Raw genomic sequence first — 4,027 nt, forward strand, 5'->3', positions numbered from 1 at the left:
GACCTTCTTGTCCTCAAGTCTGTTAAATAGAGATGCCTTCAATATCATGATAATTACCCATAGATGCCAGTTGTTGCCCGGAACCAATACATCTGTCGATTCTACTAATCAACCCTCTCAAAATGAAGATTAAACCTTATTTTATAAAGGTTTGTTCCCGCCCGGGGCCGACAGAAATGTATTTGAAAGGGACACCGACCAACGACTCAAGCCGATTTACATATTCTATGGCACCTGCGGGTAAGTCATCTATCTTCCGAATGCCTGTCAGGTCCCCATCCCAGCCATCCAGGTCTTCAAATACAGGCTTGCATCGTGCAAGGTCTGAAGTGGCTTCAGGCGGGTAATCCAGTGTTTTGCCATCAAGCTGGTAAGCCGCACATATGCGAAGAGGATGAATGTTAGACAATACATCCAGTTTTGTTAACGCAATATTGGTATAACCATTCAGTGCAACAGATTTTTTGACCAGTGGCAGATCGAACCAGCCGCACCGCCTGGGCCGCCCGGTGGTAGTGCCGAACTCGCCTCCTGCTTTTTGGATCATCTCACCAGTATCATCCTTTAATTCGGTGGGCAGTGGTCCTTCCCCCACACGGGTAATATAGGCTTTTAAAATACCAAGTACCTGGTCAACTCTGGTGGGTCCGACACCAAGATTGGCACATGCTGAACCTGCAATACATGAGGATGATGTTACAAATTTCTGAGTGCCGTGGATCACATCAAGATGTGTTCCCTGGGCCCCTTCTGCCAGGACTTTTTTTCCATGGTCCAATGCAGTATTTACTTCATGGGATACATCAGCAATAAATGGTGCAAACCTGCGTCCCAGTTCGATATATGTTGAGATCCAGTTTTCATCATACATAATTGCAGGATCGCCGCCCATACTTTCTATCTGGGCAGCTTTTATGGGCGCAAGCTCGTTCAGGCGTCCACGCAGTTTTTCCTCATCTATCAGGTCTGCAAATTGTATCTCATCCCTTGCCACCTTGTCGATATAGGCATAACCGATGCCCCGTTTGGTTGTACCTATCTTTTCTGTCCTGGCAGACTCGCGTAATCCATCCATTTCCACATGGTACGGCATGATGATACTGGTCTTCGCATCAATACCCAGCTTTTTACCATCAACTGATATCTTGTCATCAGCCAGGGTATCGAGTTCTTTTGCCAGGGTCTGAGGGTTTAATACAACTCCAGGACCGATCAACAATCTGGCATTGAACAGCACACCTGACGGGGTTACGTGCAGCTTAAACGTTTTTCCTTTAACCACAACAGTATGACCTGCATTGTCTCCTCCCTGGAAACGCACGATAAGGTCATATTCCCTTGTCATCAGATCTACTATCTTTCCCTTGCCTTCGTCCCCGAACTGGGTACCTGTAATTATTGTAAACATATGATGTAATACAGGGAGATAATTGAATAATAAGATTTTGATAACGAATTATTTTCAGGATAACGACTTAATATTATCAATAAATCTATATATCTTACAATTAAATAAGAATAATCAAGATGGTGTGGAATGGTATCTGAAAATCTGATGACAGTTGTTATGCTGCCGTTACTGGCATTGATGACAATTGCCGGATATTATGTTTTGATACCATGTGAGATAAGAGAACAGAACAGCAGGATTACTCCACGCAGGTTTATAATAGGATTCTGGCCTTTTGTGGTCTCGGCATCTTTCGTTTATTTATTAGTTCAATCACAAGCCACAATTATCAAATTTTTTGATATCAAAATAAATTCACATTATACCAGCCTTATCATGATGATAGAAGGAGATATGGTGGCTCATTTTCAGAGTTTTGCCACGCCCTTACTGACGTATTTTAACGGGTTTGTCTACCTGATAATCTTTTCTTTTATAATGATATTCACTTTTTTGATACTGATATTTACCCGCAACGTGACAGCATTAGAAGAATTCAATATTGCATTCATTATCATTTATTTGACAGCTTTTCCCTTCTACATATTTTTCCCTGTAACAGTAACAGGGCATGTACTTCCAGGTGTGTCAACACTTTTGTATAATTTAAGTCCGATTATTGATCAAGGTGTAAGGGTGGTAGACCCATTTTTAGATAATGGTTTTCCCAGTCTCCATGCTGCATTATCTGTGATGGCGATGTTAATAGTGATGTTCAGGACAAATCTTACCAGATACAAAGCTTTTATTGTGATCTCTACTATTGCCATATTATTTTCTACCATTTATCTCGGCATACATTGGATCACCGATCTGGTGGCAGGTACGATTCTGGCTTTGATCAGCTATTATATTGCTGTTAAGTACAGAAGAACAATTCTTAACCAACCTAACAGGATTCTGGTGTCTATTGAAAAAAAGATGAGTATCATGGACCAGATATTCTGTGAAAAATGTTCAAAGCAGGTTTCTATAATTCCCCATAGTACCCATATTGAGTGTCCACATTGCGGTTCAATCCAGAATTATCATCCATTGACTTATATTTAAGAATTAATAATTGGTAAATTGGTTTGAAATTCAAAAAAAATGGTGCGTGCAATCTTACGATCACATGCACTCTATTGGTCAAGTTTATCAGGGCTCGTAACCGTCTGATAGTGTCATCATGAATGCGACTATTTGATCCTCCTCTTTATCAGTTAATCCGAGATTACCCAGCTCGACGTCATTGACATTTGCATCTACTTCAGGTGCTGGCCAGCAGTTAACTCCAGGTGAAGGATCGTTAATGTCCTCACAAGAATTTGGATTTAGTGCATCTCTTGTATTATAGAAGTGCACAATATCTTTCAAGCTCTTAAAGTAGCCGTTGTGCCCGTAGGCTTTTACATAATCTTCGTCCGGCCGTTTGTCCACATTGCGCAGGGTGGGGACCTTATGCTTCCCCATATTATCATCAGCCATACCACTATAATCGGGTGTTTTATCGAGTGTTGTTGCCAGGAAACCACCCAATCCATAATCTACCCAATCCATACCGTCAGGATTGAAGTGCGGCGGCATAGAGTAGAAGGGATTTTCCGGATTCTTGGGGATTCCAAGGTTATCGTAGGTGAAGTCTGTGAACAGCGGAGGCTCTCCATTAGGTCCATTCTCACTTATGTGACATGCGCTGCACTTGGCCTTCCCTTCGAAAAGCTCAAGGCCCTTGGCTTCGTCAACAGTTAGATCAATGGTCCCTTTTAGATAGGCATCATACTTGGAACTGAATGGATTGACCTCACTTGACCTCTCATATGCTGCGATAGAGCGGGCAATCCTCTCATATGTTCCTTCCACATCTTTGACACAATCCAGGGGGGTATCGGGGTATACTTCATTAAAAAGGTATGCATAATCAGAATTCCGAACCTTAATGCATACGAGTCTTGCGTTTGGATTGTTCTGTTCCAGGGGATTCAGGAAGGGACCCATTGCCTGTTCAGCAAGTGGATCGCCTAACGTCAATCCTGTTGCCCGGCCGTCCCAGAACATGCCACCAATAAACACATCGTCATTGACGTTGTAATCTAAGACCGGACTGTCACCACCGTAAGCGGAAGTGGGTGGTTTGCGGTTGCCGAACCTTGTGTGAATTGCCCCTGGGTAGACCGCTCCGGCATTATTGATATCATGGTCAGGACCTGTGAAACCCCAGGCGGGATCATGGCAGGTGGCACAGGACTGTCCAGGCGGGGTGGACAGGTCCTGGTCGAAGAACAATTTTTCTCCCAGTTCTTCTATATCACTGAGACCCTGAGCAACCGCAGTTCCCATGACCAATGTCAAGAGCACAGCAATCGCACAGATTAGAGTTTTATTATATTTCAAAGATAAATTCCTCCTTTCTATTTCTCATTTTCGTAATCAAAGGAGTGTACTCGGTAGATTATTGATAACTAGCACAAACATGCCAACAAATTACACTTGAATCTATAACACTCCCATTTGGCTATATAATTGGAATATAGATTAAACTATCGTCCAACAATTTTATAAAAATATTAAAAGCCTTGAAAAAAATATAGTAAAAAG

Annotated in this window: 3 protein-coding genes; 1 reads left to right on the forward strand and 2 read right to left on the reverse strand. The window is 42.3% G+C overall.

The window, feature by feature from the left end; genetic code table 11:
• Positions 1-136: 136 nt before the first annotated feature.
• Positions 137-1,408, reverse strand: coding sequence for an adenylosuccinate synthase (locus IBX40_11465; protein ID MBE0524936.1), 1,272 nt, complete (start codon positions 1,406-1,408; stop codon positions 137-139).
• Positions 1,409-1,537: 129 nt separating this feature from the next.
• Between IBX40_11465 and IBX40_11470 the strand changes: the two genes are divergently transcribed.
• Complete coding sequence (locus tag IBX40_11470; protein MBE0524937.1) at positions 1,538-2,500, forward strand: phosphatase PAP2 family protein; 963 nt, start codon at positions 1,538-1,540, stop codon at positions 2,498-2,500.
• Between the two features lie 87 nt (positions 2,501-2,587).
• Here IBX40_11470 and IBX40_11475 read toward each other — a convergent pair whose 3' ends face one another.
• Complete coding sequence (locus tag IBX40_11475; GenBank protein MBE0524938.1) at positions 2,588-3,769, reverse strand: c-type cytochrome; 1,182 nt, start codon at positions 3,767-3,769, stop codon at positions 2,588-2,590.
• Positions 3,770-4,027: the final 258 nt, after the last annotated feature.

This window comes from Methanosarcinales archaeon (assembly GCA_014859725.1).
GTDB lineage: Archaea > Halobacteriota > Methanosarcinia > Methanosarcinales > Methanocomedenaceae > Kmv04.

Bases quoted from the DNA above. Each gene is read 5' to 3' on its own strand.
- IBX40_11465 (MBE0524936.1), bottom strand. From the start codon at position 1,408: ATGTTTACAATAATTACAGGTACCCAGTTCGGGGACGAAGGCAAGGGA.
- IBX40_11470 (MBE0524937.1), top strand. From the start codon at position 1,538: ATGGTATCTGAAAATCTGATGACAGTTGTTATGCTGCCGTTACTGGCA.
- IBX40_11475 (MBE0524938.1), bottom strand. From the start codon at position 3,769: ATGGGAACTGCGGTTGCTCAGGGTCTCAGTGATATAGAAGAACTGGGA.